Source organism: Undibacter mobilis (assembly GCF_003367195.1).
In the GTDB taxonomy this organism is placed as follows: domain Bacteria; phylum Pseudomonadota; class Alphaproteobacteria; order Rhizobiales; family Xanthobacteraceae; genus Pseudolabrys; species Pseudolabrys mobilis.
The window spans coordinates 24,129-48,729 of sequence record NZ_QRGO01000001.1 but is presented as its reverse complement, the minus strand read 5'-3'; the positions used below and the strand labels follow the sequence as shown (position 1 = coordinate 48,729).

General features: G+C 61.1%; 20 protein-coding genes. All 20 read left to right on the top strand.

Translation table 11 applies throughout. The annotated features are described in order from the left end of the window. Window positions 1-2: 2 nt before the first annotated feature. The 20 genes from DXH78_RS20330 to DXH78_RS00110 are packed head-to-tail and all read left to right on the top strand — an operon-like array spanning window position 3 to window position 24,598. Window positions 3-1,043 carry an FkbM family methyltransferase gene (locus tag DXH78_RS20330; RefSeq protein ID WP_115515174.1) on the top strand — a complete coding sequence of 347 codons (1,041 nt, stop codon included), beginning with the start codon at window positions 3-5 and terminating at the stop codon, window positions 1,041-1,043. Between the two features lie 10 nt (window positions 1,044-1,053). Continuing rightward, a complete protein-coding gene (locus DXH78_RS00200) occupies window positions 1,054-2,073 on the top strand; it encodes a DUF288 domain-containing protein (protein WP_147292546.1) in 1,020 nt (339 codons plus the stop codon). Beyond that, window positions 2,066-3,301 (top strand): glycosyltransferase, encoded by a 1,236-nt coding sequence (locus DXH78_RS00195; RefSeq protein ID WP_115515172.1) that lies wholly within the window; start codon window positions 2,066-2,068, stop codon window positions 3,299-3,301. The genes DXH78_RS00200 and DXH78_RS00195 overlap by 8 nt, the downstream gene beginning before the upstream one ends. Before the next feature lie 18 nt (window positions 3,302-3,319). Then, window positions 3,320-4,321 carry an N-acetylneuraminate synthase family protein gene (locus DXH78_RS00190; protein ID WP_115515171.1) on the top strand — a complete coding sequence of 334 codons (1,002 nt, stop codon included), beginning with the start codon at window positions 3,320-3,322 and terminating at the stop codon, window positions 4,319-4,321. Between the two features lie 16 nt (window positions 4,322-4,337). Then, window positions 4,338-5,492 (top strand): UDP-N-acetylglucosamine 2-epimerase, encoded by a 1,155-nt coding sequence (neuC, locus tag DXH78_RS00185; RefSeq protein ID WP_115515170.1) that lies wholly within the window; start codon window positions 4,338-4,340, stop codon window positions 5,490-5,492. Between the two features lie 10 nt (window positions 5,493-5,502). After that, entirely contained in the window at window positions 5,503-6,192 is a 690-nt protein-coding gene (locus DXH78_RS00180) for an acylneuraminate cytidylyltransferase family protein (protein ID WP_115515169.1), read from the top strand. Continuing rightward, on the top strand, window positions 6,189-7,820 hold the full coding sequence (locus DXH78_RS00175; protein ID WP_115515168.1) for a hypothetical protein: 1,632 nt from the start codon (window positions 6,189-6,191) through the stop codon (window positions 7,818-7,820). Before DXH78_RS00180 ends, DXH78_RS00175 begins: the two co-directional genes overlap by 4 nt. A 24-nt stretch (window positions 7,821-7,844) precedes the next feature. Then, entirely contained in the window at window positions 7,845-8,786 is a 942-nt protein-coding gene (locus tag DXH78_RS00170; RefSeq protein WP_115515167.1) for a class I SAM-dependent methyltransferase, read from the top strand. Window positions 8,787-8,806: 20 nt separating this feature from the next. Next, on the top strand, window positions 8,807-9,529 hold the full coding sequence (locus tag DXH78_RS00165) for a class I SAM-dependent methyltransferase (protein WP_115515166.1): 723 nt from the start codon (window positions 8,807-8,809) through the stop codon (window positions 9,527-9,529). Between the two features lie 37 nt (window positions 9,530-9,566). After that, on the top strand, window positions 9,567-11,396 hold the full coding sequence (gene asnB / locus DXH78_RS00160; protein ID WP_115515165.1) for an asparagine synthase (glutamine-hydrolyzing): 1,830 nt from the start codon (window positions 9,567-9,569) through the stop codon (window positions 11,394-11,396). Continuing rightward, window positions 11,312-12,637 (top strand): glycosyltransferase family 4 protein, encoded by a 1,326-nt coding sequence (locus DXH78_RS00155; protein WP_115515164.1) that lies wholly within the window; start codon window positions 11,312-11,314, stop codon window positions 12,635-12,637. The genes asnB and DXH78_RS00155 overlap by 85 nt, the downstream gene beginning before the upstream one ends. Next, window positions 12,637-14,787: a bi-domain-containing oxidoreductase gene (locus DXH78_RS00150; protein WP_115517643.1), complete on the top strand. Its 2,151-nt coding sequence runs from the start codon at window positions 12,637-12,639 to the stop codon at window positions 14,785-14,787. Before DXH78_RS00155 ends, DXH78_RS00150 begins: the two co-directional genes overlap by 1 nt. Further along, window positions 14,784-15,584 carry a class I SAM-dependent methyltransferase gene (locus DXH78_RS00145; protein ID WP_168192654.1) on the top strand — a complete coding sequence of 267 codons (801 nt, stop codon included), beginning with the start codon at window positions 14,784-14,786 and terminating at the stop codon, window positions 15,582-15,584. Before DXH78_RS00150 ends, DXH78_RS00145 begins: the two co-directional genes overlap by 4 nt. Before the next feature lie 32 nt (window positions 15,585-15,616). Continuing rightward, window positions 15,617-17,746 carry a heparinase II/III family protein gene (locus tag DXH78_RS00140; protein WP_115515162.1) on the top strand — a complete coding sequence of 710 codons (2,130 nt, stop codon included), beginning with the start codon at window positions 15,617-15,619 and terminating at the stop codon, window positions 17,744-17,746. Further along, window positions 17,746-18,942 carry a hypothetical protein gene (locus tag DXH78_RS00135; protein WP_115515161.1) on the top strand — a complete coding sequence of 399 codons (1,197 nt, stop codon included), beginning with the start codon at window positions 17,746-17,748 and terminating at the stop codon, window positions 18,940-18,942. The genes DXH78_RS00140 and DXH78_RS00135 overlap by 1 nt, the downstream gene beginning before the upstream one ends. Next, entirely contained in the window at window positions 18,939-20,054 is a 1,116-nt protein-coding gene (gene wecB, locus DXH78_RS00130) for a non-hydrolyzing UDP-N-acetylglucosamine 2-epimerase (protein ID WP_115515160.1), read from the top strand. The genes DXH78_RS00135 and wecB overlap by 4 nt, the downstream gene beginning before the upstream one ends. Next, complete coding sequence (locus DXH78_RS00125; protein ID WP_115515159.1) at window positions 20,055-21,224, top strand: glycosyltransferase; 1,170 nt, start codon at window positions 20,055-20,057, stop codon at window positions 21,222-21,224. It begins immediately after the preceding gene. A gap of 12 nt (window positions 21,225-21,236) precedes the next feature. Continuing rightward, a complete protein-coding gene (gmd, locus tag DXH78_RS00120) occupies window positions 21,237-22,304 on the top strand; it encodes a GDP-mannose 4,6-dehydratase (protein WP_115515158.1) in 1,068 nt (355 codons plus the stop codon). Further along, window positions 22,297-23,265: a GDP-L-fucose synthase gene (gene fcl / locus DXH78_RS00115; RefSeq protein ID WP_115515157.1), complete on the top strand. Its 969-nt coding sequence runs from the start codon at window positions 22,297-22,299 to the stop codon at window positions 23,263-23,265. Before gmd ends, fcl begins: the two co-directional genes overlap by 8 nt. A 49-nt stretch (window positions 23,266-23,314) precedes the next feature. Further along, complete coding sequence (locus tag DXH78_RS00110; RefSeq protein WP_115515156.1) at window positions 23,315-24,598, top strand: nucleotide sugar dehydrogenase; 1,284 nt, start codon at window positions 23,315-23,317, stop codon at window positions 24,596-24,598. Window positions 24,599-24,601: the final 3 nt, after the last annotated feature.

Sequence of the window (24,601 nt, the reverse complement as noted above, 5' to 3'; positions counted from 1 at the left end):
CCATGACTCCTTTGCTCGATCTGAAATCCGATGGGCGTTCCTTGGCAGACATCATTCTCGCGCCAGTGCTCGATGCCGGGATCATGCCGACGGTCGTGGACGTCGGCGCGCGCAATGGCATGTGGACGTTTCCAGAATCCTATACGCGCCATGCCTGCCTGATCGGCTTCGAGCCGAACCCTGTCGAATTCGAAAAGCTCAATGCCGGCCGTAGCGACGCCGAGATTTACCTCGCGTCGCGCGGACAGGCGCGTCCGGTTTTCAAGAAGGAAGTATATCATCCCTATGCGTTATGGGACCGGGAGGAACAGCGACCCCTTTACATTACGAAAGGTGCCGGCGCGGCGACGTTGATGGGCGACGTCCATCCCAAAATGAAAGATCATTTCCAGGTTCATGAGGGCGGCGCCTCCACTCGCAGCGTCTACGATACGCATTATCAAATCGAATCGACCGAGGCGCTGGCGTGCCGGACGCTCGATTCGTTGATACCGGTCGGCGACAAGATCGACTTCCTTAAACTGGACGTCGAGGGAGCGGAGATGCGCGTCCTGGCCGGCGCGGCGGAATTACTGCGTCGCCGTGCTGTGCTATTTGTCGAAACCGAATTTCAGACATTCGCCTACTATGCCGAGCATCCTCTGCTTGGACATCAGCATGCATTTCTCGCGGACCGAGGCTTTCGCTTGTTGGATTTGCAACTCAACCATGCTCGGCAGCGTCGTGGCCGCTCCACGTTGCCAGCTCATAATGATCGCGTGCCTATGGCAGCAGGCGACGCATATCTCTGTTTGGATCCGGACAATGAGCCGGCGCTTCAACCGCTTGACTTGCACCGTGTGGCGGCGCTATCGCTGGCCCTTGGCTTTGCGTCCTGGGGCCTCAGTCTGTTGCGGCAGGCGGGTTTACTCGCGGAGCAGCAGATTTCCAATATTGAAAATGAAATCAGGATGCGTCCGCTCGGGAGGCGCCGCCAATTGGTGAATCTCTGGAACGCGGTGCCCTTTGCCGTCGATCGGATGACTGCGCGGTTGCGGAAATGATAGTGTTGGCATGGTAGACGGTTTTTCAATTGTCGTTACGAGTATAAACGCACCGACCGAGGCGATGCGCCAACTCGCGGAAGGCGCTGTCAGGCACGGACACGCACTTGTTGTCGTCGGCGATGAAAAAAGCCCGCCTGTCTATGACCTTGCGGGCTCACTCTTTCTGAGCGTGGCCGACCAACAGCAAGCCGGCTTCGCACTTGGATCGCTGGCTCCAGTCAAAAGCTACGCGCGCAAGGCTATAGGCTATCTGAGTTCGATCAGGGCCGGTCACCGTATTATCGTTGAGACCGATGATGACAACGCGCCGATCGAGGGTTTTTGGACGCCGCGAAGTAAGTCGGTCGAGGCGCGTTACGTATCCGACAGCGGTTGGACCAATATTTACGCCTACTTCAGCGAACAGAATATCTGGCCGCGTGGTTATCCTCTCGATCGGATCAAGACGGCGCCGCCCGCTTACGAAGGGCTGCCGCTAAAGCTCGCTGATGCGCCCATTCAGCAGGGTCTCGCTGACGGTGACCCCGATGTTGACGCGGTCTATCGGCTTGTCCTGCCCCTGCCGCAGCATTTTCGGCATGACCGTGCGGTTCTGGCCGGCGCGTCGTCCTGGTGTCCGTTCAACAGCCAAAACACGACGTGGTTCTACGAGGCGTTTCCGCTACTTTATCTGCCGTTCACCTGCTCCATGCGGATGACCGATATCTATCGGGGTTATGTGGCGCAGCGGGTGGCCTGGGCTAACGGCTGGCCGATGCTGTTTCATGCACCGACGGTCTTCCAGGATCGCAATGTGCACGATTTTATGCAGGACTTCCGTCAGGAAATTGACGGCTATCTCAATTATCACGCGATCCAGAAAGCCTTCGATGAACTGCCGCTGAAGGGCGGTCTCGACAATATCTTCGACGATATGAAAGCCTGCTATACAACCTTTATTAGGCTGGGGCTTCTCACCGAGGCGGAGCTTCCTTTGTTGAACGCATGGATCGACGATTTGTCGGCGCACTGGTCCGTGAATGGCTGACGTCGGCCCTGTCAGCGAGGCGCCGTTGCGCGTCGCGGTCATAAGCGTCGGGCTGCCGTATCCCGCGACCGGCGCTAGCACGGTCGTCTTCAATTATTACATGAAGGCGCTTTGCGCGGCCCGATACAAGATCGATCATGTCGTTGTGGCCGAGGCGGACTGGAGCGTTGAAACCGAGAAGGCGTACCGTAACGATATCGGTGCGGCGGCTAATTTTTCGCTGAAAAGGTTCTCGGCAGTTCCGGTTGTTTCCGCCTCGCGGATGGCGCTAACGGAACACCCGCGGCTCAGCAAAGTCAGGGATTATCTGAAGTCTTTATCACCTGATGCCATCGTTTGCTTTGATATCGAGTGCGCGCTTATCGCCGCGCCGATCGACGCGGCCAAGTTCGCATGGATTGGAGACCTTCATTATCAGACTGCCTGGTATCATTTCCTGTATAGCGTGCAGGAGAGTTTAAAGAATGCTCTCTCCACCGTTTGGATTTTGCGACGCATCGCGCTGTGGAAAGACATCTACCGCCGTTCTTTGAGTAGATTTAGCGACGTCATCGTGTGCGCTCATCGAAGCGTCGCGGACCTCTCGCGGCTCGGTTTGACTACTCGATTTGCGCCGTATCCTTGGCCAGCCGCGGCAAATCACGAAGATGAATTGCCGAAGAAGCCGGACAAGCCGAGTTTCATATTCTTTGGTAAACTTGGCGGCCTTGGATCACGTTCGTCGTTTCACTTCTTGCTGGAACGCCTCTATCCGAAGCTGGTGTCGATCTGGGGCCGCGGCGGATTTGTCATCGACATTTGTGGGATGCAAGGCCTGCCGGATTGGGTTGAACGTGCGATCACCGGCAAGCCGGAATTCCGCTTTCTCGGTTTCGTCGCGAACCTGGACTCCCAGATGCGGCATTATCATGCCATGGTCGTCCCGATCGACGTACCTATTGGCAACCGGACTCGAATTCTGACCGCGCAAGCCGGGGTCTTGCCTGTCGTTGCTCATGAATCCGTGGCGCTTGGCAATCCCTCGCTGGTGGATGGCGATACTTGCAGACTGGCGCGGGGTGCGGGAGAGTTTGCCGCGGCGTTGCGCTGGAGCTTCGAAAAGCCGGAAGAAGCCCGCAGGATGGCCGAGCGCGGGAGAAAATCTTGGGAGTTGGAGTATTCGCCGGCCGCTGCGGCAGATGTCTTCGTCAAGGCGATCCAGTCGCATCTTGTTGGTCAGCGAGCCTAAGCTCGATCGGGAGCAAACGTGACGGATCTTTTCAACCACAGCATCATCGCCGAAATCGGCTCCGTTCACGACGGTTCGTTCGGGAATGCGATCAAGCTGATTGAAGCCTCGGCGGCCTGTGGCGCCGATACGGTCAAATTCCAGACCCATATTGCCGAAGCCGAGACGCTGGCGGATGCGCCGATGCCGTCCTATTTCACCGGCGAGCCACGTATGGCCTATTTTAGGCGCACGGGCTTCAGCAACGAACAATGGATCGCCTTGCGCGATGCCTGCGCGCGGGTCGGTGTCACGTTTTTGTCGTCGCCATTCAGTCTCGAGGCGGTTGATTTGCTGGAGGCGATCGGTGTGGGTGCATATAAGGTGCCGTCCGGCGAGGTGAGCAACCTGCCGCTTCTGGAGAAGATTGCCGCCACCGGCAAGCCGGTCCTTCTGTCGTCGGGCATGAGCAATTGGAAGGAACTGGACGCCGCGGTAGAGGCGCTGAAAAAGGGCGGTCCGGTCACGATCCTGCAATGCACGTCGGCTTATCCATGTCCTCCGGAAGAAGTCGGCCTCAATGTACTCGGTGCGATGAGCGCGCGTTACGGGTTACCCGTCGGTTTTTCCGACCACACCCACGGCTGCGCGGCTGCCTTCGCGGCGGCGGCTCTCGGCGCGGTGGCGATAGAAAAGCATTTCACATTCTCGCGCCTGATGTATGGCAGTGACGCAGCCAATGGGATGGAACCTGACGACTTCCGGGCTTTCACGAAGGGGCTCCGGGATATCTGGACGATGACCGGGAGTCCGGTGGACAAGGATAATCTCGAGCCCTTCAGCGAGATGAAGCGCATATTTGAAAAGAGCGTGGTGACGGCGCGCGCGCTAGGCGTGGGTCACGTGCTGACGGAGGGCGATCTCGCTTTCAAAAAGCCTGGCGACGGCATTCCATCCGCGCGGTGGCGCGAACTTCTCGGTCGGCCGCTCCGGCGAGCGCTGGCCGCCGATACCAAACTAAGCCTCGACGATCTCGCCTAAAACGAACGGTTTATTCGTGAAGAAAATATGCACCGTCATCGGCTCGCGGGCCAATTACAGCTCGATCAAATCGGCCATGCGCGCGATTCAGGCGCACCCCGATCTCGAGCTGCAGCTGGTCTGCGTCGCGTCTGCGCTGCTCGATCGCTACGGCCAGGTTGTGAACCTGATCGAGCGTGACGGCTTCAAGGTGGACGAAAAGCTCCACATCCTCGTCGAAGGCGAGACGCCAGCAACGATGGTGAAGTCAACCGGTATGGGGCTGATCGAACTGTCGTCGGTTTTCGATCGGCTCGAGCCGGACGTCGTTATCACTGTCGGCGATCGGTTTGAGACGATGGCGACGACGCTTGCCGCCGCGTACATGAACATACCGGTTGCCCATACGATGGGCGGCGAGGTGTCCGGCACCATTGACGAAAGCATTCGTCATGCGGTGACCAAGTTCGCGCACATTCACTTCCCCGCCAGCCGCGATGCGGCGGAACGCATTCTCAAGCTGGGTGAATTGCCCGAGATGGTGTTCCGCGTCGGTTGCCCGCGTATCGATCTCGTCGCAGATATTCTGAAAGAAGACGAGAACGGGAGGGACAAGGACATCTTTGCGCTCGGCGTCGGATCGTCGATTGATCTTACAAAGCCCTTCGCGATCGTCAGTCAGCACCCCGTCACGACGGAATATGGCGAGGGCGAACGCCAGATCACGGCGACGCTAAAGGCCGTGCGGAAATGCAATCTGCCCGCGGTTGTGTTGTGGCCGAACGCCGATGCCGGGTCCGAAGACATTGCGCGCGGCATCCGCAAGTGGCGAGAGCATGGATCGGCCGAGGAAATGCATTTCTTCAAAAATCTTCCGATCGACACGTATGTCCGCCTGATGCGCCGCGCCGCCTGCCTGATTGGTAATTCGTCGAGTGGGATTCGCGAAGGCGCCTTCATTGGCACGCCCGTGGTCAATATTGGCTCACGGCAGACGGCGCGCGAGCGCGGCGATAACGTGATTGACGCCGCGCATGAAGAGGGCGCGATTGCTGACGCGATCATGCAACAGAAGGCGCATGGCCGTTACCAGATGCAAGATATCTATGGCGACGGCACAGCTGGCGTGAAGATCGCCGACGTATTGGCCGGTCTTGGCGCTGTCGAAGTACAGAAGCTGATCACTTATTGACTCGGTGCTGATGCGCCTTCTCGCTATCATCCCGGCCCGCGGCGGCTCCAAGGGTGTGCCGCGCAAGAACATCCGTCCGCTCGCCGGTCGGCCGCTGATTGCGTATTCGATCGATGCCGCGCGGGGCGCCAGAAGCGTAGATCGTGTCGTGGTATCGACAGACGATGCGGAGATCGCGGAAATCAGCCGAGCCCTTGGCGCGGATGTGCGCATGCGCCCGGCGGTATTGGCCGAGGACAAAACGCCGACGCGGGATGTGCTTGAGCATGTCGTCAATGAATTGGCCGCTGAAGGTTACCGGCCCGATGCCGTGCTGACCTTGCAACCGACATCGCCTCTACGTCTGTCGCGTCACATCGACGAAGCGGCAGCGCAATTTGCGGCCGATCCGCAAGCCGACAGCCTTGTGAGCTGCATCGACGTGCCGCATGTCTTTCACCCGCGATCGGTCATGCGCCGCGACGAGAACGATTATATGACGCCTTTCCTCGACGCCGTTCAGCCGACGCGCCGTCAGGACAAGGAGCCCGTCTTCGCGCGTAACGGCGCGGCCATCTACATCACCCGAACGGACAAGCTTCGCGATTACGTGTTCGGCGGCAAGTTGCTCGGTTTCATGATGGATGCCGAGGCATCGATCGACATCGACACGCTGGACGACTTCGATGCCGCGGAACGGATACTTCAAAGCAGACGATGAACGCCGCCGCGAAATTCATCGGCCGGGTGCGCAGCCGCTTCGCCGTCGGGCGCCTGGTGCGGCGTTGGCGGCGTACGCTGGCGCATTTGCGCGGCAGTTCCGCTCCGGCGCCGCGGAAGACGGTTCTCTTCTGCGATCTGTTGACGATGACGGCGACCGCCAAGGTCGAGTCGCTGTTCGCCGGACTGTTGCGCCTGAAAGGTTATCGCGCGATCGTGCTGCTCGAGAAGCCGGATTGGCCGATCGAAGCGATTTTTCGGGCCGCGGTGCCGGACGTGACGTTCGTCTACCGTTCGACCGGCATCGGCGCGGCAGATCTCGACGAGGCGCGGCGCAACGCCGAGGCGATCATGGCGAGCCATGCCGACCTGCAGGCGATTGTAGAGCTTGAGATCGATGGCTTTCGCATCGGCCGCAATGTTCAGTCCTGGGCGCTCAGAAAGCTGCGCGTCGGTCGACTCGACAACAACAGCCCCGAACACCGGGCGATCACACTGGACACCCTTGTTCAATCGCTGGCTACCAAGGCGTTCGTGCAGCGCTTGCTGAATGAACATCGACCAGACACTGCGATCTTCATCGAGCGCGGCTATACGCCGGCTGGCGAAGTATTCGACGGCTGTGCGCTGGCGGGCGTTGACATCATCCAATGGCTTGGCGCGCCGCAGTCCGATTGTCTGATCTACAAGCGCTATGACGCAATGAGCCGTGGCGCCCATCCCTTGTCCTTGTCCGACGAAACCTGGCGCCTAATAGAGTCGATGCCATGGACAGCGGAAAACGACGAAGCCATGGTCAACACGATAGCGGGCAACTATCGTTCGGGGGCCTGGTACAACCGGCAGCAGTTGCAGCTCGACAAGGATCTCCTCGCGGTGGGCGAAGTTCGGCGCACGCTCGGCCTCGACCCGGCGAAGAAGACCGCAATTATCTTTTGCCACATTCTTTACGATGCGACGTTCTTCTACGGCGAGAGCCTGTTTGAGGATTACGAACAGTGGACGGTAGAAACCGTCCGTGCGGCGATTGCCAACCCGAATTTGAACTGGATCGTGAAGGTGCATCCGGTCAATGTCTGGCGCTCGAAAATGGATGGCAGACCGCTCGTCCAGCTCGAAGCCGAGACCTTGCGCAAGGCTTTCGGCGTGTTGCCGCCGCACGTGAAGATCATGCCGGCGGACACCTCCATCAATACGTTCTCGTTGTTCGATGTCGCCGATTATGGACTGACGGTGCGCGGCACGATCGGCATGGAGTTGCCGTGCTTTGGCATTCCGGTCGTCACGGCCGGAACGGGCCGTTATTCCGGCCGGGGATTCACCATTGATCCGGCCACGCGAGACGACTATGTGGCGCTTTTGTCGCGCCTACAGGACGTCCCACGGCTTGACGCCGACGCTGTCAGGAGCGCGCGGCTTCATTACTACGGCGCGTTAAAACTGCGACCCATCCCGATGCAGTCGTTCACGCTACGTTACGAGTCCTTGCTCGATCACGACGAAGAGCAGGTCACATTGGCCCAGTCTGCGGATCGGTCGCTCCTGCAGACTCCCGATCTTGGCCGGTTGGTCAATTGGATCAACGATGAGCGAACTGCCGAGCTTCTGGCGGAAACGCCGACGCGATAACATTTATCGATTCCTGGAACCGTAATGATCGATTATTCACTTTTGGCCGATGTCATCGAAGGCCCGGTTACGGCCATGGAATCTGGCCTGACGATGACCGGGCGCGATGTGCCAGTGCGCGGCGGTGTTATCCGCCTGCGCGAGGACAGCGGCTACAACGAATCGTTCGCGCTGCAATGGAATCGTTTCAAGACCAATCAGATCGATGCGGTGAACGGTACGAAACTGTCGCATATCCGGTTCAGCGAAACCGGATGGACGATCGACGATCTGCGCAGGCGGAAAGTTCTCGAAGCGGGCTGCGGCGCAGGCCGCTTCACACGAATTCTCGCCGAATCTGGCGCGCGGTTGGTCAGCTTCGACTATTCCGCCGCGGTCGACGCCTGCGCGGAGAATAACAGTCACTTCGATAATCTGACACTCATGCAGTGCGATATCTTCGCGATGCCCTTCAAGGCAGGGTCGTTTGACTATGTATTCTGCCATGGCGTTTTGCAGCATACGCCTGATCCCAAAGCCGCTTTCATGGCACTGGCATCGCTCGTCGCGCCGGGCGGCCGCATCTCGATCGATGTCTATCGCAAGGATGGACTGATCCGGCCTTGGAAATCGAAATATATCTGGCGGCCGCTGACGACCAGGATGAAGCCGGAGACCCTGCTGGCCTTCCTGCAATGGTTCATTCCAAAATGGTTGCCACTGGATACGGCCATCAAGCGTATTCCCCGGGTTGGCACTTACCTTGGGTCGTTTGTGCCGTGCTGGAACTATTTCCAGACCGATCTTTCGCGCGAGCAGAAGGTGGCCTGGGCGATCATGGATACGTTCGACGCCTTGGCGCCGACTTACGATATTCCAATGCGCCTTGAGGACGTGCGGCAATGGTTCATCGAGCTCGGCTGGAGCGATTTCGAGGCGCGTCCCGGCGGCAATGGCGTCGTCGGCAACGGCCGTCGTCCCGTTTGAAGTAAAGTCAGGATTTTCCGATGTCGCCAAATTATCCGCAGATGCAATGGACACCGGAGCGCGTATCGCGCTTCTGGGACTGGCAATCGCAGTACCCTGAGGTCTATTTTACATTCCAATTCGGCAAGAACATCGCGGCGTCGCTACAGGGTTTCCTGGCGGGGCGCAGGCGTGTGCTCGATTACGGTTGCGGCGTCGGCTACCTCCTGCCGCATCTCTGTGCCTACGCACCGGAGGTCTACGGCACCGATCCTTCCGAGGAGAGTGTGGCGCGTACCAATGAGCGGGTCTCCGGAATTGCATCCTTCAAGGGCGCGTTTCTCACCAGCGATCCCGTCATTCGTGACATGAAGTTCGATGCCATCGTTTGCATCGAGGTTGTCGAGCATCTCGACGATGCCGCGCTGGATGCGGTGCTCGCCGATGTCCGCGGGCTGCTGGCTCCCAGTGGCGTTGCCATCTTTACCACGCCCAATGACGAGAACCTGTCGAAGAACATGATCCTCTGCCCAGCGAGTGGTGAGGTGTTTCATCGCTGGCAGCATGTGCGTAATTGGAATCGCGAGAGCCTGCCGGCGCGCCTTCGCGCGGCGGGCTTTTCGGTCGACAAGGTGATCGAAACCAACATGTCGGTGGCCGTAACGAAGTCGCCGCTTGGTCTGCTCAAGCGTCTCCTGAAGCAATTTCTGTTCAAACCGCCGAAGACGCCGCATCTCGGCTGCGTTGTCAGCCTGCAGCGCTAACGGCAGCGGTTAACGGTTACAGCACCAAACACCTCCTATGTGCGGCATCGTCGGCATACATGGCCCCCAGGACCCGTCCTGGATCGGGGCCATGAATCGGTCCATCGCCCATCGTGGCCCCGACGACGATGGCGTCTTCGTCGATCGGGCGGTCGAATTGTCGCTGGCGATGCGCCGTCTCGCGATCCTCGACGCGGCTGGCGGCATGCAGCCAATGCGCTCGCCCGACGGGCGCTATGTGATCGTCTACAACGGTGAAATCTATAACTCGCCGGAATTGCGGGCCGAACTTGAAGGCGCTGGCGAACGTTTCGCTACCGATCACTCCGACACCGAGGTTTTGCTGCGCTTGCTGTGCCGGGACGGCGAGGCGTGTCTCAACCGCCTCAACGGCATGTTCGCCTTCGCATTTTACGATTCGGTGAAGCGGACGCTGTTGTGCGCACGGGACCGGATGGGCATCAAGCCGTTCTATTATACGGCCGGCTCGCGGCGCTTCGCCTTCGCCTCAGAGCTGAAGGCGCTGATCGAATTGCCGTTCGTGTCGCGTGATATCGATCGGCAGGCCTTGTTCGATTATCTCAGCCTCCTTTACGTGCCCGAAGAGCAGTCGATCCTGTCATCGGTGAAGCGGCTGCCGGCCGGTCATCTTCTGACCTATTCCCTCGATACCGGAAAGCTTGATGTCCGGCGCTGGTGGCAGATGCGCTATACGCCGGATCACGGCGTCCGGGAGGCCGACTGGCCGGAGATGGTGCGGGAGACATTGCGCGCCGCGACCCGGCGCTGGACCCTGTCCGATGTGCCAATCGCGGTCTCGTTGTCCGGCGGGCTTGATTCATCGGCCATTGCGGGCATTGCAGCGCAATCCGGGCTCTCGGTCAGTGCCTATTCGCTTGGTTTTTCCGGCGAAGGCGAGGAGGCGTGGAACGAACTGTCGCTGGCCCGCGACGTTGCGCGCAAGTGGGGCATCCCGCATCACGAGTTGGTGCTGCGCCCGGAAGTGACGCTCGATGCCTTGCCGCAGATGGTGGAGGCGCTCGATGAGCCCTATGGCGGCGGCCTGCCGTCCTGGTTTGTGTTTGCGCAGATGGCCGGCAAGGTCAAAGTGGCGCTGACCGGAACTGGCGGCGACGAGCTGTTCGGCAATTACGGCAAATGGCTGCCACTCGAAGGCGGACCTTTGACGCGCCTGTTGAGCAGAGACAATCGTCCGATCGATCAGGCCTCCTTCAGACGCGAATTCTTCGAGCGGTATTATTATTTTCCTGACGCAGGCAAACGCGCTGTACTGGCTGACGGCGGCGATGGCTGCCGCGATACAGTAGACATGCTCTATCAGCGATTTGCGGATGGATCCTCTTCCACGACGCGCGACCGCGTTGCGGGTCTCGATATCGGGACGCAGTTGCCTGAAGAATTTCTGTTCATGACGGACCGGTTTTCGATGGCGCATTCAATTGAAGCCCGCACGCCGTTCCTCGACAATGAGCTAGTCGATCTCGTGAGCCGTATCCCTGCGGGCATTCGCACGCGTCGTAATGGTCTTAAATATCTCTTACGTAAAGCTGTCGCGCCGTTGTTGCCAGAGTCGCTACTGACCGCACCGAAGCGGGGCTTTACCATTCCATTCGGTAAATGGCTGCGCGGTCCCTTGCGGCCGATGGTCGAGGATCTGCTGGCGCCGGATCGTTTGACCCGGCAAGGGTTCTTCAGCAGAAGTTTCTACGATAACTATGTAATGCCGCATCTCGGGGGGCGGGCCGATCATACCCATCGCATTTGGGCGGCCATCATGTTTCAGCTGTGGCACCAGCGCTTCGTCGAGGCGCCGCTGAGTGGCGCTGCAAGGTCAGCCGTCTCTTGACCTCGTCCATCCTGCATTTCTCGACCGCCGATAACGAAGGCGGCTCGGCACGCTCGGCCTATCGGATTCATTCCGGGTTACGCCAGCGCGGTCATCAGTCGCGTATGTTGGTGCGAGACAGGGCCCTGGATGATCCTGATATCGACACTGTTTCGGGCAATCGATTTTTGCGCCGCTGTGACGATCTTGCCAATCGTGTCACGTGGCGCCTCGGATTGCAGTATCAGGTCGTGCCTTCCGCGCTGCGCGTGTTACGGCACCCCTGGACGCAGAGCCCGGACATCATCCAGCTCTACAACACGCATGGCGGCTATTTTACGCCTTGGATTATCCCGACTTTGGCGCGCCGCGCACCGCTGGTGTGGCGGCTGTCGGATATGTGGCCGATGACCGGGCATTGCGCCTATGCCGGTCCGTGCGAGCGCTGGCAAAGCGGTTGCGGATCATGTCCGGATCTCGGCACATATCCGGCCATCGGCGTCGACTTCACCGCCATTCTCTGGCGGCAAAAGCGCTGGCTCTATGATGGCACGAGCCTGACTGTGGTTGCGCCATCGAGCTGGATCGAAGCCATTGCCCGCAAGTCACCGTTGTTCGCCGGTGCCGATGTCCGGCTTATTCCCAATGGACTTGATATGAAAGAGTTCCGGCCGCCAGCAAGGGCGGTCGCCCGTGAACATTTCGGTGTGCCGCCGGGAGCAACCGCGATTCTGTTCGCGCCTCATGTTGCTGGCGACAACAAACGCAAGGGTGGTGATCTGCTTGAAGCCGCCTTGCGTAAAATCGGGCCGCGAGACGACATCGTGCTTCTCGTCGCCGGCAACAATTCCGAATGGTGGGTTGGGCGCGTGCCGCAGCGTGTGGTGCCACTCGGCTTTTTGCGCGGTGAGACACTGATGGCGATGGCCAACGCCGCGGCCGATTTCGTGGTCGTGCCCTCGGCAGTTGAGAACCTGCCAAATGGCGTGATTGAGGCCTTTGCCTGCGAACGACCCGTGATCGCGTTTGACGCTGGCGGCATGCGCGATGCCGTGCGCGACGGCGAGACGGGACTGTTGGTGCCGGGGTTCGATGTTGATCTGCTGGCCGCTGCGATCATTCGCATGGCCGGCGACGCGGAGGCGCGGCAAGGCATGGGCGAACGGGCATTGACACTGGCGAAGCGTGAATTCTCGGCCGATACCGAGATCAGCCGATTCGAATCGCTGTACGCTTCATTGCGCGAGAAATGGGCCGCTTGATGAAACAGGTCTTCCTCCAGGGTGGCATTCGCGTAATGGATGTTCCTGCGCCGCAGGTCGGGCGGGGCGAGGTGCTTGTGCGTGCGGCTGCGTCTTGTATTTCGGTTGGTACCGAAATGGCCGGCGTGAAGGCGAGCGACATGCCGCTCTGGAAGCGCGCGCTTAAGCGCCCGGATCAGGTGCGCCGCGTGATTGATATGGTGCGCACCCAGGGCTTCGCGAAAACCCAACAATTGGTGCGGTCGCATCTCGGTCAGGCGCAGCCACTCGGCTATTCGTTGGCTGGCACCGTGATTGCCGTCGGCGATGGCGTCGATGACATTTTTCCGGGCGACCGGGTGGCATGTGCCGGTTCGCAAGCCGCCTTCCACGCAGAATATGTCAGCGTGCCACGCAATCTCGTCGTCGCGACACCCGATGCTGTGACCGATAAGGCGGCAGCGACCGTGGCGCTCGGGGCCATCGCGCTGCACGGCATTCGCCGCGCCGAGCCGACTTTGGGCGAGACCTTTGTTGTCATTGGCCTCGGCATGTTGGGCCAGCTCACTGCGCGGCTCCTCAAGGCCTCTGGCGTTCGTACTGTGGGCGCAGACCTCGATGCGTCGCGTGTCGCTTTGGCGCGGGTGAACGGGCTCGATCTTGCGCTTGAAGCGGGCGATGACGCCGAGCAGCAGGTCGCTCGGCTGACCGGCGGCGTCGGCGCCGATGCCGTGATCGTCACAGCGGCATCCACGTCGGAGGATTTGCTCGGGGCCGCGCTGCGGATTTGCCGCCGCAAGGGCCGCGTCGTACTGGTAGGCGATGTGCCGATCGCCTTCGACCGCGCCGATGTCTACGCCAAGGAAATCGACTTCCGGATTTCGAGCTCCTACGGACCGGGACGTTATGATCGCGATTACGAAGAGGGTGGTGTCGATTATCCGCTCGGCTATGTGCGGTGGACCGAGAACCGCAACATGGCGGCCTATCTCGACCTTCTCGCGCAAGGCGCGGTACGGATCGACGACCTGACCACACCGCGCTTTGACATTAGCGAAGCTGCGGCGGCTTACGCGGCTTTGCAGGGCGACGGCGGCGACAAGCCGCTCAGTGCCATTCTGACTTATCCGACCGCGAGCGACGCCGCGCCGGTCTTGCGTATTGCCAATCCGGCGATCGCGGCGGGCCGACCTGAAGCGCTGCGGCTCGCGGTGATCGGCGCTGGCGGCTTTGCCAAGGGTACGCTGCTGCCGATCGTGAAGGATGAGGCCGGCCGCTTTACGCTCCGTACCGTCTGCTCGCGACAGGGCCACGGTGCGGCTTCGGTCGCCAAACAATTCGGCGCGGCCACCGCGACCACCGATATCGCTGGCGTGCTGGCCGATTCCGAAATCGACGCCGTGATGATCGCCACGCGCCATCACCAGCACGCGGATCTGGTGCTAAAGGCTTTGCAGGCGGGCAAGCATGTGTTCGTTGAGAAGCCTTTGTGTCTGACGCAAGCGGAGCTCGACACCATCGCCGACTTCTACGGCACAGAGACGGCCGGCAAGCCGCTCGTGATGACGGGTTTCAACCGGCGTTTCTCCAAATACGCCGCCGCGCTCGCCGGGGTCACCGCGGCACGCAGCAATCCGATGATCATCGACTATCGCGTCAATGCCGGATACCTGCCGCCGGACTCCTGGGTCCACGGGCTGGAAGGCGGCGGCCGCAATATTGGAGAGGCCTGCCACTTCTACGATCTGTTCGTCATGCTGACCGGCGCCAAAGCATTGACCGTCGACGCGACCGCATTGCGGCCGCGCACTTCCTATTACGGTTACACCGACAATTTCGTCGCCAGCTTCGGTTTCGCCGACGGCTCCATAGCGAAGCTCACCTATACGGCGTTGGGTGCGTCGGATTTTCCAAAGGAACAATGTGACGTTTATGCAGATGGTCGGGTCTACAGCCTCAACGATTTCAAACGTTTGTCGGCGGCCGGTGCGAACGGCCCGACTTTGACGTCCTCGACGCCGGACAAGGGCCATCGCGAGGAGCTCATCGCTTTCGCCGACGCCATTCGCAAGGGCGGGGCATGGCCCATTCCGCTGTGGCAGCAGGTCGAGGCCATGCGCATGGCCTTCGAGGTCGAAAAGCGCATCGCACCAAGGGGCAACACGCCATGAAGCATGTCGCCATGGATCAGTTTTCCGATGCGTCCTGGCCCGGGCGGCCACCGCTGCCGCCGGAGGATATTTTCGGCAATACGAAGAAGCTGCGCTTCATCCTGCGTACGATCGAGGGTCATCGCGCGAGACTCGGACGGGATGTGAGCATTCTCGATTTCGGCTGCGGCAACGCCGCTGCGGTTGGTCAGTATTTGATCGGCGATGGCGTGATTTATACCGGCGTCGATTTTCACGAGCCGTCGCTATCATATGCGCGTCAGCATTTCGGCGGCCTGCGGGCCGAGTTCGTTACCGAAGTGCCGGCCGGCCACCAGTTTGACGTCGTGGTCTATGCCGATGTGCTCGAGCATGTCCCCGATCCGCTCGGCATCGTCACGGCCCATCTCAAGTCGCTTGCGCCCGACGGCATCATGATCGGTTCGGTGCCGAACGGTTACGGGCCTTGCGAGACCGAGAAGTTCATCGATCGGCATTTGCGGCTCTATCAAGTCGTGCGGTTTTTCAAGCGCGCGGCGCTGCGGCTTATGGGACGGCCACCGAAGGCGGACGCCGGCATTCCCTACAATCACGATTCCGGCCACATCATCTTCTTTACGATGGGCAGCCTGAAGCGCATGGTCGCTGACGCTGGCCTTCGCATCGTGCGCTTCGCTCATGGCGGTTTCGTCGGCGCCGATCTCACCGGCAATACCATCTTCGCCAGCCGGCGCTTCGTGGCATGGAATATCCGTGCCGCTGATCGACTGCCGTCCTGGGTGGTCTCGACCTGGTACTTCGTGCTGCAGCGTCCGTGACCGCTCGGCCGTCATCGCAACGTCATTCATCGATGGATATCCGCGGGTACATTCGTCAGGTGCGGTCGCTGCCGCTCGACATGACGATGCGCAAGGCGGCGCGGCTGGCCGCGCGCACGGCGCGCGCAAGAATGAAGCTGGCAGCCGACATCGTTTCCGGCAGCTACGGCGGCAGGCAGCCGAACTTCAATCCGGCGGCCCGCATCGTTCTTGCGGCGGCGGATGTTCCGTCTGATCTTTGCCGGACCTTGCTCGCCCTGAGTGCGCGATATCTCGAACATCGGTTCGATCTGCTCGGTTCGGGCTGGGTGTCGCCGGTCTATGGCTTTTCGGCGAAAGGCTTTCTCGGTCATCGTTATGAGCCGAATGGGCTCGCGGCGCCGCTCCGGAACGGCGAGGGGCTTGAAACCGTCGTCAACCGGTCGAACCTCGCGATTGCGAGTGCGATTTGGGGGATGATCGAGCAATCCAGCTACGTGCCGATCGACTGGCAGGTCGACGTCCGCTCCGGTTATCGGTGGGACGGGCAGCGCCCGAGCATGAGCTTCGGCATACCGGTCGATATCGGGGCGGACATCAAAGTGCCGTGGGAACTGGCGCGGCTGCAGCATCTGCCGCAACTCGCCTTGTGCGCCTTACTTGCTAAAGCCGGTGCCGAAGGGTTTGAGACGCTGCAGCGGTACATCGACGAAATCGGCGATCAGATCGCCGATTTCACCGCGACCAACCCGCCGCGTTTCGGCGTCAACTGGGTCGGCACCATGGATGTCGCGATCCGGGCCGCAAACATCGCCCTGACGCGCGCAATATTGGCCGGCGCAGGATTGTCGCTGCCGCCGAATATCGACGGCTTGGTCGCGCAGACTCTGGGAGACCACGGCGACTTCATCGCCGAGCATCTCGAGTATTCGGAAGTTGGCCGCAGCAATCACTATCTCGCGGATCTCGGCGGTTTGTTGTGGATCGGCTGGACTTTGGAAGGCGAAGCGGCGACGCGCTGGCTCACATTCGCCACCGCCGAACTGCTCGCCGAAGCCGAGCATCAATTCCTGCCCGACGGCGGCAACTACGAAGGGTCGACCAACTACCATCGCCTGTCGGGCGAGATCGTTGCCTTCGGGCTTGCCTTGATTGGATCGCTCGACGCCAATGACGTAGCGCGTCTCGATGGTGCAATGGCCCCGGAGCGGGCCTGGCGCGCCCTGTATCCGCAGCTGCCGTTGCCGCGTCCTGGGCGAGGCGAGGGCGGCATGGCTCTCGTGGGACCACATGTTCTCCGCAAGCTTGCGGACGCAGCACGCCTGACGCGCGCAATTCAGGGGGACGACGCGATGGTCGTTCAGATCGGCGACACCGACTCCGGCCGGTTCTTCAAACTTACCCCGACATTGTTTGGCGATTCAGCCAGTGAGCCGATTGAAAATACACTCGACCACCGCGCCTTCCCCGATATGGTGGATGCGCTTTCGGGAGGCGCACAAAACGAGACGGTGGAAGGAGCAGTGGTGCGCTCGCTTTTGTCGGACTGCGCATTTGCGGTGCCTGAACGGACGGTGTCACTCGCGGATTTCGGCGAGCCCGACGCTGCCTTGAAGCAATGGAATGAAGCGCCGGATGGATCAAAGCGCCTGAGGCATATTGAGCTGCCGCGTCCTGTCGATCCGTCAACGTGGACGCGCGAGGCCTTTCCGGATTTTGGCCTGTATGTTTACCGAAGTGGCGATCTGATGGTCACGTTTCGTTGCGCCGGCGCGCCCGTCGAAGGTGCGCCGCGCGGTCATCGCCATGACGACAATCTCGGCGTCGAGTTGCGCCTTGGCGACTATCAACGGCGCGACCCTGGATCCTTCGTCTATACGCCGAGTGTCGCGCGACGAAATGCGTACCGCGCGGCAGTAGCTCACGATGCTCCGCGCCCGCTTGGCTTAACCATCGCGACGATGAAAGCGGGCCTCTTCGATCTCGATGAGAGTGGGTTTGCGCATTGCCTGTGCTGGAGACCCGACACTGTGGCCGGAGAGCTTCTCTGGGCAGGCGGTTCAGCCTTGCGCGTCATCAAGTTCAGCCATCAAGACGTGCGCATTTACGATTGCGTCACGCCAGGGCCGATCGCTGATGTCGGGCCGGTCCTTCCTGTTGCCCGAGGCTACGGATTGATCTGATGCGCGCCGCGCTCGTTCTGTTCGAAGGCCTGCCGCCGACGGTGATCGACTCGCAGGTGCTTGCGCATGTTCGGCTGGTGCGCGAGGTACTCGGCATCGACATCACGGTCGTCGCGGTGGCCTGTTCGCAGGGGCTGTTCGAACAATCGAACGCGCGGCTCGCGCGTGCTAAGGACATTGCGGGCGGCGAGGTCGTCCTGTTGCGCGGCGTGCGTCCGGCCATGCCGGGTTCGCAGTTGGTCAACCGGTTGCTGCTCGGCAGAGCGCTCGCCGCGCTTGGGCCTTTGGCTTTCGTCCAGGCGCGTGCGGATTATGCCGCCGCCACCGCCGGGCCCTGGGCGCGCCAGCAAAGCGTGCCGATGCTGTGGGACTGCCGGGGCGACTCCCGCGCCGAACTCGTGGAGCGGCGTGGCGATACGCTGTCCGGCCGCTACCGGTCTTGGTTCCTGGAGCGGGAGTACCGCACGGCCGGGGCGACCTGCGCCGGGGCCCTGTTTGTGACCACCCAGCTTCGCGATTTGATGACACCTTATCTTTCAGGCCAGCCGAGTTGGGTCATCCCCTGCCTTGCCCCGGAAGGTGAGTTCTTCTTCGACGCTGCCTTGCGCGAACGGGTCCGCAGCGGCCTTGGCATCGCCACTGACGAAATCGTCTACATCTATTCGGGCAGCCTGACCGGCTATCAGTTGTTCGATGAGACGGTCGCGGCATTCCGCGGCGCCTTGGCGTCGGGCGCGAAAGCGCGGCTGATCGTCCTGACACCGGACGTCGACAAGGCCGTCGCTGCCTGCGCGGATCTGCCGGCGGGCAGCGTGATTGCGCGGGCCGTTCCTCATGCGGACGTCAACGGCTATCTCAACGCGTCCGATGGAGGCATGTTGCTGCGCGATTCGACGCCCGTAAACACCGTCGCCTTTCCGACCAAATTTGCCGAATACGCGATGACTGGATTGCAGATCGTGATGAAAGATGCGCCGCCGGCTTGCGTGACCGTCGCGCGCGAACTCGGCACGCGTTTGTCAGTTGGTCAATTCCTGGCGATCGCGAGTGCCGCCGAGCGTGCGTCGAACGCGAAGCGTGCGGCCGAGCGTCTTGGCCGGCGCGCCGCGCTGCCGACTTACGCATCGATTTACGAAGGGCTGGCGCGCGCGGCATTGACCATGCCGGCGCGAAATACGGCATCGGCTGAAGCATGACGAAAAAGCAGACGATCCATCTCATCGGCGCCGCTCGGCCGAATTTCATGAAGATCGCGCCGCTCTATCACGAGCTGAAACGCCGGTCGTGGTGCGATCCCGTTCTGGTTCACACCGGTCAGCACTACGACCAAGGCATGTCGGATGTGTTCTTTCGTGATTTCGGGCTGCCGGCGCCCGATCTGGCGCTCGGCATAGGCGGTGGCACCCATGGCGAGCAGCTCGGTAAGGTCGTGATGGCTTACGAAAAGGCGTTGACGGATGCGCCGCCTGCGCTCGTCACCGTCGTCGGCGATGTCAATGCGACCGCGGCCTGCACGCTCGCCGCCAAGAAGCTCAATCTGCCGGTCGCCCATGTCGAAGCCGGATTGCGCTCGCGCGATCGCACCATGCCCGAGGAAATCAACCGTCTGGTCACGGACTCGATCTGCGACCTGCATCTGACGCCGTCGCAGGATGCCGACGAGAATCTGCTGGCCGAGGGCGTGCCGGCGTCCTGCATCCACTTCGTCGGCAATATCATGATCGACAGCCTGGTGGCGATGCAGCCGGCCATCAAGGCGCAGCCGCATCCGTTTCCGCAGCTCGATGGCCGCCGTTATGGCGTTGCGACCTTTCATCGACCGGCCAATGTCGATGACGGCGCGATGCTGAAGGTGCTGGTGGAAGGGCTCACGGCGCTTGCCGCGCGCTTGCCGCTCATCCTGCCTTTGCACCCGCGCACGCGTGCGCGCCTGCAGGCAGCCGGCCTGCTTGCCGGGCTTGAGGCAACAGCCGGGATGACGCTGTGCGAGCCGCTCGGGTACACCGACTTCATGCGCTGCGTCTTCGGCGCCGCGCTTGTCGTCACCGATTCCGGCGGTGTGCAGGAAGAAACGACTTATCTCGGCATTCCCTGTTTCACGGCGCGGACATCGACTGAGCGACCGATCACAGTGACGCTCGGCACCAACCGCCTGATCGCGGTCGCCGATATCGCGGGTTTGCCAGTCGACGCAGCGCACGGTGCACAGGCCAAGCCGCTGCCGCTCTGGGACGGCAAGACGGCTGTGCGCGTCGCCGACCTGTTCGAGATGTATCTGTCGGCCGGCGCTCCGTTGCGACAGGGCTGAATGGCGCTCGACATTCTCTATGTCATCAGCGGGCTTGGTGTCGGTGGCAGCGAGCGTCAGCTTGCTTTGCTGGCAACATCGCTGTCGCGGGTTGGCATGAGGGTTGCGATCTATGCGATGGCGGACGGTCCGATGCGCCAGCAGCTGGAAGCATCCGGCATTGAGGTCATGATTTGCCCGGTGGCGCGCCCCACAGGCGTATGGAGCTCCATCCGCGCCGCGTCGGCGCTCTATGCCGCGATACGCCGACTGCGCCCGCGTCTTGCTCACTTTTTCCTGCCGGCGGCATTCCTGATCGGAGCGCCAGCGGCGTTGTTGGCCGGGGTGCCGATCCGCGTCATGAGCCGTCGCAGCCTCAATTACTACCAGCGCCATGCCTTTTACCGAATTGCCGAGAGGCTATGCCTCGGCACGGTCCATGCCGCGCTGGGCAATTCCCGAAGCGTCGTGACCCAATTGCTCGAGGAGGGCATGGCGGCGTCGCGCGTGGCACTGATCTATAACGGCGTGCCGGAGCCGGCGTCTGTCAGCCGGGACGACGCGCGGGCACGGCTCTCGCTGGCGCCGGATGCGCTGGTGATGAGCCTTGTCGCCAATCTCATCCCCTACAAAGGGCATGCGGACCTGATCCAGGCGTTGGCGCTGGCGGGGCCGCGTTTACCGCCCGGCTGGCGGCTGCTCGCAGTGGGGCGTGACGACGGGATTGGTGCCGATTTGAAGCGCCAGGCAAACGACTTGGGCCTGGCCGACAATATCGTCTTCATGGGTTCGCGCAGCGATGTCGAGGTGATCCTCGCCGCGAGCGATATCGGAATGCTCTGCTCTCACGAGGAAGGCTTTTCCAACGCCGTGCTGGAAGGCATGGCCGCAGGCCTGCCCATGGTCGTGACCCGGGTCGGCGGCAATGCCGAGGCGGTCGTCGACGGCAGCACTGGAATTGTAGTCCCGGCCCGTGATAGTGCGGGCCTCTCGGCGGCAATCGTCCGGCTCGCGGCGGATAGGGCCTTGCGGGCCACATTCGGCGCTGCGGCCCGAAAACGGGCGCTCGAAGAATTCGGCGTCGACCGGTTCGTGAGCTTGCATCGCGCCGTTTACATGGCGCTGGACGAGGGACGCCGACCTGCGGACGTTGTGGTTTATCCCGGCCCTAACGAACCTGCTCATTCTTAAAGGACGCTAGTGATGTCGAAGAAAGTTGCATTGATTACCGGGATTACCGGGCAGGACGGTGCTTATCTGGCCGAATTTCTTCTCGGCAAAGGCTACACGGTGCATGGCGTCAAACGCCGGTCTTCGTCATTCAACAGTGCGCGTGTCGATCACCTTTATGCCGATCCGCACGAGACCGCGACCAGGTTTCACATGCACTATGGTGACATGACCGATGCGACAAACCTGATCCGGTTGATCCAGGAAACGCGGCCGAGCGAGATTTACAATCTCGCCGCGCAGAGCCATGTGCAGGTGAGCTTCGAGACGCCGGAATACACGGCGAATGCCGACGGCCTCGGTACGCTGCGCCTTCTCGAGGCGATCCGCATCCTGAAGATGGAGCGCGACGTGCGCTTCTATCAGGCCTCGACATCGGAGCTTTACGGCAGTTCGCCGCCGCCACAGAGCGAGAGTACGGCTTTCGAGCCTTGCAGCCCTTATGCGGCGGCCAAGCTCTACGCCTACTGGATCACCGTGAACTACAGAGAGGCCTACGGTATGTATGCTTCGAACGGTATTTTGTTCAATCATGAAGGCCCGACCCGCGGCGAAACCTTCGTGACCCGCAAGATCAGCCGGGCTGTGGCCGCCATCAAGTACGGACTTCAGGACAAGATTTACCTCGGCAATCTGGACGCCAAGCGCGACTGGGGCCACGCCCGGGATTATATCGAAGGCATGTGGCAGATACTCCAGCACGACAAGCCCGACGATTTCGTTCTCGCAACCGGCGAGGCGCATTCAGTGCGCGAATTCGTCGATCTTGCATTCGCAGAGATCGGGATGAAGATCCGTTGGGAAGGATCGGACGAAGCCGAGAAGGGTATCGACGCCGCGAGCGGCAAAGTACTGGTCGAAGTCGATCCTCGTTACTATCGTCCCACCGAGGTCGAGTACCTGCTTGGCGATCCTGCCAAGGCGCGCCGGGTTCTCGGATGGAAGCATCGTATCGGCTTTCCCGAACTTGTGCGCGACATGGTCCGCAGCGATCTTGCGGTCGTCGCCGAAGAGCAGAATAGAAAAAACCGGCATGACTGACACGGTGAAACCGCTGTTCGATCTTCGTGGCAAGAAGATCTATGTGTCGGGTCATTCGGGGATGGCGGGCTCGGCGCTGATGCGTCGTCTGGCGATCGAGGATTGTGAACTCCTGACGGTCGACCATCAAACCGTCGATCTGACCCATCAGGGAGAAACCGAAGCCTGGATGATGCGGGAGCGGCCCGATGCCGTGTTTCTCGCGGCGGGGCGCGTTGGCGGTATTCACGCCAACAACACTTTCCCGGCAAGCTTCATCGCCGACAATATCGCTATCGCCTTGAACGTAATGCGCGCGGCTGTTGCCGCAAAAGTGCAGAAGCTGTTGTTTCTCGGATCGTCCTGCATTTTCCCGCGCAACGCGCCGCAGCCGATGACCGAACAGATGTTGTTGACGGGGCCGCTTGAGCCGACCAACGAGTGGTATGCGGTTGCCAAGATCGCCGGCATCAAGCTGGCCGAAGCCTATCGGCGCCAGTACGGCGTCGATTTCATCTCGGTCATGCCGACTAACCTCTACGGACCAGGCGACAATTATCACCCCGAGAACAGCCATGTGCCGGCAGCGCTCATCCGCCGCTTCCACGAGGCCAAAATGAAGAACGCGCCTGAGGTCGAAGTTTGGGGCACCGGCAATCCGAAGCGTGAGTTTCTTGCCGTTGACGATCTGGCCGACGCCTGCATCTTTGTGATGAAGCACTATTCCGAAGACCTGTTCATCAATGTCGGCACCGGTGCCGATGTGAGTATCCGGGAATTCGCGGAAGCGGTCGCGGATGTCGTCGGCTACAACGGCAAGATGACATTCGACACGCGCCGGCCGGACGGGGCGCCGCGCAAGCTGCTCGATGTATCGCGGCTTTCGGCGCTCGGCTGGAAGGCGAAGACCCACTTGCGCGATGGCCTGAATATGGCCTACGGGGATTTCGTTGCGCACGAAAATGCGCTGCGGGAACGATAACTTAGACGGATCGGCGGCTTTCGCCTGTAGAATTGAAAATCGAAGCAAAATGGCATATACGAGAAAAATAGCCGTCATAGGCCTGGGATATGTCGGCCTGCCGGTCGCTGTCGCTTTCGCCCGGGCGGGCGCGTCGGTGGTCGGCTTCGACATCAACGCCGAGCGCATCGCCGAGCTGAAATCCGGCGTCGATCGCACCCTGGAGGTCGAGCGTTCCGATCTCCTGCACCCGACGCTGGTCTATTCGGACAAGGACGAGACGCTGGCCGGCGCCGACTTCTTCATCGTCACCGTGCCGACACCGATCGATATGGCCAACCGGCCCGATCTCGGCGCGATGCTGGCGGCTTCACGAACCGTGGCGAAGCGACTCAAGCGAGGCGATATCGTCGTTTACGAATCGACCGTGTATCCGGGCGCCTGCGAGGAAGATTGCCTGCCGGTGCTCGAGGCCGGATCTGGCCTCAAGGCTGGCAAGGATTTCTCGATCGGCTATTCGCCGGAGCGCATCAATCCCGGCGACAAGGAGCATCGCTTCGAGACCATCATCAAGGTGGTCGCCGGCCAGGACGCCAAGACGCTCGACATCGTCGCCGACGTCTACGGCTCGGTCGTCACCGCCGGCATTCATCGCGCGCCATCGATCAAGGTCGCGGAAGCCGCCAAGGTGATCGAGAACACACAGCGTGACCTCAACATCGCGTTCATGAACGAACTATCGGCGATTTTCCACCGGCTCGACATCGACACCGCCGACGTTCTGGCGGCGGCCGGCACCAAGTGGAATTTCCTCAAGTATCAGCCTGGTCTCGTCGGCGGTCACTGCATCGGCGTCGATCCCTATTACCTGACCTACCGGGCCGAGAAGTCGGGCTATCATCCCAAGGTCATCCTCGCCGGCCGGCGCATCAACGACGAGATGGGGCAGTGGATCGCCACCGAAACCATCCGCAGTCTGATGCGGCGCAAATGCGCCGATCCTGTCGTCACCGTGCTCGGCATGAGCTTCAAGGAGAACGTGCCTGACATCCGCAACTCGCGCATCGTCGACATCGTGCGCGAATTGGAAAATTTCGGCGTCGTCGTCCAGGTTCACGATCCCCTGGCCCAGGCCGACGAGACCCAGCATGAATACGGCATCGAATTGACGGCGATGGACAAGCTCAAGCCCGCCGACGCTGTTGTTTTCGCCGTCGCGCACAACGATTATCTTCGCGAGGGCTGGGCTCTGATGACGCGCCTGCTCAAGGGCGGCAGGGGCACCGTGATCGACGTCAAGTCGCGGCTCGATCGCGCCCAATGTCCCAGCGGCATTGATCTTTGGCGCCTTTGAGTA

Excerpts from the sequence above, each read along its gene's own strand:
- DXH78_RS00110 (WP_115515156.1), top strand. The coding sequence starts at position 23,315 with ATGGCATATACGAGAAAAATAGCCGTCATAGGCCTGGGATATGTCGGC.
- fcl (WP_115515157.1), top strand. The coding sequence starts at position 22,297 with ATGACTGACACGGTGAAACCGCTGTTCGATCTTCGTGGCAAGAAGATC.
- DXH78_RS00140 (WP_115515162.1), top strand. The coding sequence starts at position 15,617 with ATGGATATCCGCGGGTACATTCGTCAGGTGCGGTCGCTGCCGCTCGAC.
- wecB (WP_115515160.1), top strand. The coding sequence starts at position 18,939 with ATGACGAAAAAGCAGACGATCCATCTCATCGGCGCCGCTCGGCCGAAT.
- DXH78_RS00200 (WP_147292546.1), top strand. The coding sequence starts at position 1,054 with ATGGTAGACGGTTTTTCAATTGTCGTTACGAGTATAAACGCACCGACC.
- DXH78_RS00180 (WP_115515169.1), top strand. The coding sequence starts at position 5,503 with ATGCGCCTTCTCGCTATCATCCCGGCCCGCGGCGGCTCCAAGGGTGTG.
- DXH78_RS00170 (WP_115515167.1), top strand. The coding sequence starts at position 7,845 with ATGATCGATTATTCACTTTTGGCCGATGTCATCGAAGGCCCGGTTACG.
- DXH78_RS00145 (WP_168192654.1), top strand. The coding sequence starts at position 14,784 with ATGAAGCATGTCGCCATGGATCAGTTTTCCGATGCGTCCTGGCCCGGG.
- DXH78_RS00135 (WP_115515161.1), top strand. The coding sequence starts at position 17,746 with ATGCGCGCCGCGCTCGTTCTGTTCGAAGGCCTGCCGCCGACGGTGATC.
- DXH78_RS00150 (WP_115517643.1), top strand. The coding sequence starts at position 12,637 with ATGAAACAGGTCTTCCTCCAGGGTGGCATTCGCGTAATGGATGTTCCT.
- DXH78_RS20330 (WP_115515174.1), top strand. The coding sequence starts at position 3 with ATGACTCCTTTGCTCGATCTGAAATCCGATGGGCGTTCCTTGGCAGAC.
- DXH78_RS00125 (WP_115515159.1), top strand. The coding sequence starts at position 20,055 with ATGGCGCTCGACATTCTCTATGTCATCAGCGGGCTTGGTGTCGGTGGC.
- DXH78_RS00175 (WP_115515168.1), top strand. The coding sequence starts at position 6,189 with ATGAACGCCGCCGCGAAATTCATCGGCCGGGTGCGCAGCCGCTTCGCC.
- asnB (WP_115515165.1), top strand. The coding sequence starts at position 9,567 with ATGTGCGGCATCGTCGGCATACATGGCCCCCAGGACCCGTCCTGGATC.
- DXH78_RS00195 (WP_115515172.1), top strand. The coding sequence starts at position 2,066 with ATGGCTGACGTCGGCCCTGTCAGCGAGGCGCCGTTGCGCGTCGCGGTC.
- gmd (WP_115515158.1), top strand. The coding sequence starts at position 21,237 with ATGTCGAAGAAAGTTGCATTGATTACCGGGATTACCGGGCAGGACGGT.
- DXH78_RS00165 (WP_115515166.1), top strand. The coding sequence starts at position 8,807 with ATGTCGCCAAATTATCCGCAGATGCAATGGACACCGGAGCGCGTATCG.